Source organism: Zoogloea sp. (assembly GCF_017302315.1).
Lineage (GTDB): Bacteria > Pseudomonadota > Gammaproteobacteria > Burkholderiales > Rhodocyclaceae > Zoogloea.
The window spans coordinates 1-4,980 of the sequence record NZ_JAFLDT010000143.1 but is presented as its reverse complement, the minus strand read 5'-3'; the positions used below and the strand labels follow the sequence as shown (position 1 = coordinate 4,980).

Sequence of the window (4,980 nt, the reverse complement as noted above, 5' to 3'; positions counted from 1 at the left end):
GCCTGGCCCGGAGGCCGGCGTGGGCTTCCCCGCAGTCGCAACATGTAGGGCCTGTGGGGGCGACTTCAGTCGCCCGCGGACGTCGATTAAGGGTATGCCTGTGATTGGCGCGTGGCGGGCGACTGAAGTCGCCCCTACAAGGGCCCTGCGGTCCAGGCGATGGGGGGCGCTCCGGAATGATGGCTGCGGGTGCCCGGTGCAATGAACCTCTCGCGCCTGTTCATCTTCCGCCCGGTGGCCACCACCCTGCTGACGCTGGCCGTGGTGCTGGCGGGGGCGATCGCCTTCCGGCTGCTGCCGGTGTCGCCGCTGCCCCAGGTGGATTACCCCACCATCTCCATCTCGGCCAACCTGCCCGGTGCCAGCCCGGAGATCATGTCGGCCACGGTGGCCGGGCCCCTGGAGCGCATCCTCGGGCAGATCGCCGGGGTCACCGAGATGACGTCCAGCAGCTCCCTCGGTTCCACCCGGGTGACCCTGCAGTTCGACCTCTCCCGGGACATCGACGGTGCCGCCCGCGACGTGCAGGCGGCCATCAACGCGGCCCGCAGCCAGCTGCCGTCGAGCCTGCCCAACAACCCCACCTATCGCAAGGTGAACCCGGCCGAGACGCCCATCATCATCCTGGCGCTCACCTCCGCCACCCTGACCCAAGGCCAGCTCTACGACGCCGCCTCCACCGTGCTGGCCCAGCGCCTGGCCCAGGTGGACGGGGTGGGGCAGGTGTCCATCGGCGGCGCCTCGCTGCCGGCAGTGCGTGTCGAGGTGGAGCCCGACCGACTGGCCGCCGCCGGCCTCAACCTGGACGACGTACGCAGCGCCATCGTCGGCACCAACGCCAACCGGCCCAAGGGCGTGCTGGAGGATGGTGACAACGCCTGGCAGGTGGGGGCAAACGACCAAGCCCGCACGGCCGCCGACTACCGTCCGCTGATCGTGTCGTGGAAGAGCGGCGCCGCGGTGCGCCTGGGAGACGTGGCGCGGGTGCGCGACGGGGTCGAGAACGACCGCAACTATGGTTACGCCAATGGTCGCCAGGCGGTGCTGCTGATGGTCAACCGCCAGCCCGGCGCCAACATCATCGAGACGGTCGATCGGGTCACGGCCCTGCTGCCCCTGCTGCGCGCCAGCGTGTCGCCGGCCATCGACCTGGACGTGGTGATGGACCGCACCCCCACCATCCGTGGCTCCCTGCGCGAGGTGGAGCGCACCCTGGTGATCTCGGTGGCCCTGGTGGTGATGGTGGTCTTCCTGTTCCTGCGCAACTGGCGCGCTACCCTCATCCCCAGCGTGGTGGTGCCGGTGTCCCTGGTGGGCACCTTCTCCATCATGTATCTGGCCGGCTTCAGCCTGGACAACCTGTCCCTGATGGCCCTCACCATCGCCACCGGCTTTGTGGTGGACGACGCCATCGTGGTGCTGGAGAACATCTCCCGCCACGTGGACGAGGGCATGCCGCCCCGCCAGGCGGCCCTGCGCGGGGCGCGGGAGATCGGCTTTACGGTGCTGTCCATGAGCCTGTCGCTGATCGCGGTGTTCATCCCCATCCTGGCCATGGGCGGCATTGTCGGGCGGCTGTTCCGGGAGTTTGCGGTGGTGCTGTCGGCGGCCATCCTGGTGTCCCTGGTGGTGTCCCTCACCACCACGCCAATGATGTGCGCCCGCCTGCTGCGCCCACGCCCGCCGGAGGCCGAGCGGGGGCGGGTGGACCGGGCCATCGGGCGTGCCCTGGCGGCACTGCTGGAGGGCTACCGGCGCACCCTGGGCTTGGCCCTGGCCCATCGCTGGATCGTGCTGCTGGTGCTGGCGGCCACCGTCGGACTCAATGTGCACCTCTACCAGACCATCCCCAAGGGTTTCTTCCCCCAGCAGGACACCGGCCGCCTGCGCGGCTTTGTCGAGGCCGACCAGGCCATCTCCTTCCAGGCCATGAAGGAGAAGATGGATCAGTTTCTGACCATCGTCGGTGCCGACCCGGCGGTGGCCACGGTGACCGGCTTCACCGGCGGTTCCCAGCGCAACTACGGCTCCATGTTCGTCACCCTCAAGCCCATCGGCGAGCGCAAGGAGTCGGCCGAGGCGGTGATCGGCCGCCTGCGCAAGAAGCTCGCCAAGGTGCCCGGCGCCAACCTCTACCTCAGCGCCACCCAGGACATCCGGATTGGCGGGCGCTCGGGCAATTCGAGCTTCCAGTTCACCCTCCAGTCCGACAGCCTGGAAGAGCTGCGTGTGTGGGAGCCGCGTATCCGCAACGCCCTGAGCCGCCTCGACCAGATCACCGACGTGAGCAGCGATCAGCAGGATCGGGGGCCTCAGACCACCGTGCTGTTCGACCGGGACGCCCTGGCCCGCTATGGCATCACCATGCGGGCCGCCACCACCGCCCTCAACAACGCCTACGGCCAGCGCCAGGTGTCCACCATCTACAACCCCCTCAACCAGTACCGGGTGGTGCTGGAGGCCGCGCCGGAATACCTGCAGGGCCCCGAATCCCTCTCCCGCCTGACCCTGGTGGCGCCGAGTGGCGCCAAGGTGCCCCTGTCGGCGGTGGCCCGCTTCGAATCCACCCTGGCGCCCCTTTCGGTGAGCCACCAGGGCGGCTCGGCGGCGTCCACCATCAGCTTCGCCCTGCCCGAGGGGCGCTCCCTCAGCGAGGCCACCCAGGCCATCGACGCGGCGCTGGCGGGTATCGGCGTGCCGGTGGGCATACGCACCAGCTTCGAGGGCTCGGCCGGCGCCTTCCAGAAATCCATGAGCAGCCAGCCGCTGCTGATCCTGGCCGCCATCATCACCATCTACATCGTGCTGGGCATGCTCTACGAGAGCCTGATCCACCCCATCACCATCCTGTCCACCCTGCCCTCGGCCGGGGTTGGAGCCCTGCTGGCGCTGATGGCCCGGGACACCGAGTTCGGCCTGATCGCCATGATCGGGGTGATCCTGCTGATCGGCATCGTCAAGAAGAACGCCATCATGATGATCGACGTGGCCATCGCGCGCATGCGCCACCAGGGCGAGAACGCCCGCGACGCCATCCACCACGCCTGCCTGCTGCGCTTTCGGCCCATCCTGATGACCACCCTGGCGGCCCTGTTCGGGGCCATTCCCCTGGCCACCGGCACGGGCGATGGCGCCGAGCTGCGCCAGCCCCTGGGCATCGCCATCGTCGGTGGCCTGATCCTCAGCCAGATCCTCACCCTCTACACCACGCCGGTCGTCTTTGTGCTGCTCGACCGGCTGCGCCGCAAGCGGAGCCTGCCTGCCCATGCCTGACCAGATCATCCACAAGCCTGTAGGAGCCTTTGCAGGGGCCTTTGTAGGGGCGGCTTCAGCCGCCCACCGCGCGTTGAATCGGGAAAGTACGTTGATCAACGTCCGATGGGCGGCTGAAGCCGCCCCTACAGCTAGCCATTCAGCCCGCCATTCAAGGCGCAAGACCATTCTTGCGCTCATCTGTGCCTTTGGCCTCGCAGCATGCAGCGTCGGCCCCGACTACCTGCGGCCAGCCGTCGAGACGCCTGCTGCCTTCAAGGAGGCGGGCGACTGGAAGCCGGCGGCGCCGGATGCGCCCCTGGCCTCCGATACTTGGTGGAAGGCCTTTGGCGACCCGGTGCTGGATGCCTTGCAGGACAAGGTGGACATCTCCAACCAGAACCTGCGACTCGCCGAGGCCCAGTACCGGCAGGCCCGGGCCCTGTCCGATGCGGCGCGGGCCTCGTGGTTTCCTGCGGTGAACATGACCGCTGGTGCAACCCGTTCAGCGTCGGCCGCGGCGACTGCCCAGGCTGGCAACGCCCCCCCGGTGAACAACTTCAGCCTGGGTGCCAGCGCCAGCTGGGAGGCCGACGTGTGGGGGCGCATCGCCCGCAATGTGGAGGCCGCCGACGAGCGGGTCCAGGCCAGCGAGGCCGACCTTGCCGCGGCGCGTCTGTCGGCCCATGCCAGTCTGGCACAGACCTATTTCCAGCTGCGCGCCGCGGAACGCCAGCAGCAACTGCTCGAGGCGGCGGCGACGGCCTACGAGCGTTCCCTCGCGCTCACCCGCAACCGCTATGGTGCCGGAGTCGCCAGCAAGGCCGACGTGGTCCAGGCGGAAAGCCAGTTGCGCAGTGCGCGGGCTTCGGCGCTGGACGCACGCCTGTCCCGCAGCCAGTATGAACATGCTCTGGCCGTGCTCACCGGGCAGCCGCCGGCCGGTTTCAGCCTGCCCGTGTCCAACGCGCCCCTGCCGCTTGCGCCGGTAGTGGTCACCCTGCCTTCGACCCTGCTCGAGCGGCGGCCCGATATCGCGGCGGCAGAGCGTCGGGTGGCGGCCGCCAATGCGGCCATCGGGGCCGCCCAGGCCGCCCGCTTTCCGGTGCTGGGCCTGAGCGCCTCCACCGGTTTCCGGCGCTCCCAGATCGAGGATCTGCTGACCGTGCCCAGCCGCTTTTGGTCCCTCGGGCCTACGCTGGCGGCGACGATCTTCGACGCCGGGGCGAAGAAGGCCGGGGTCGGCCAGGCCCAGGCCAGCTGGGAGCAGGCCGTCGCCACCTACCGTCAGACGGTGCTGGTGGCCTTCCAGGAGGTCGAGGACAACCTCTCGGCAGCCCGCCTGCTGGATGAGGCGGCGGTCGAGCAGGCGGCCGCGGTGGCCGCTGCCGCCGAGGCCGAGAGCATTGCCCTGAACCAGTACAAGGCCGGTACCGTGAGCTTCCTGAACGTGGTCACTGCCCAGGCCACCCACCTGTCGGCCCAGCGCAGCGCCAATGATCTGGCCGCCCGGCGCCTGGTGGCGGCAGTGCTGCTGGCCAAGAACGCCGGGGGCGGGGTGGCGCCGCACCCGGACTGAGAGGCTCCGCCCGCGGGCAGGCTTTCGCGCGCCTGGAGCGCTTAATGGGCGATGAGTCGCGTCATAATGTGTGCCGCGATCCTGTGCGCCGTGGATCGCCCGCCCATTCACAGCCCTGTCCGGAAGCCTGGCCCCATGCCCACTCCTGC

2 protein-coding genes are annotated in these 4,980 nt (G+C 69.4%); both read left to right on the top strand.

The genetic code is table 11. The features are described from left to right. Nucleotides 1-201 precede the first annotated feature (201 nt). On the top strand, nt 202-3,273 hold the full coding sequence (locus tag J0L98_RS21085; protein ID WP_296414171.1) for a multidrug efflux RND transporter permease subunit: 3,072 nt from the start codon (nt 202-204) through the stop codon (nt 3,271-3,273). After that, the gene (locus J0L98_RS21080; RefSeq protein ID WP_296414168.1) at nt 3,266-4,831 is read left to right on the top strand and encodes an efflux transporter outer membrane subunit; all 1,566 of its coding nucleotides are present in this window, start codon (nt 3,266-3,268) and stop codon (nt 4,829-4,831) included. The genes J0L98_RS21085 and J0L98_RS21080 overlap by 8 nt, the downstream gene beginning before the upstream one ends. Nucleotides 4,832-4,980 lie beyond the last annotated feature (149 nt).

Bases quoted from the DNA above. Each gene is read 5' to 3' on its own strand.
- J0L98_RS21080 (WP_296414168.1), top strand. From the start codon at position 3,266: ATGCCTGACCAGATCATCCACAAGCCTGTAGGAGCCTTTGCAGGGGCC.
- J0L98_RS21085 (WP_296414171.1), top strand. From the start codon at position 202: ATGAACCTCTCGCGCCTGTTCATCTTCCGCCCGGTGGCCACCACCCTG.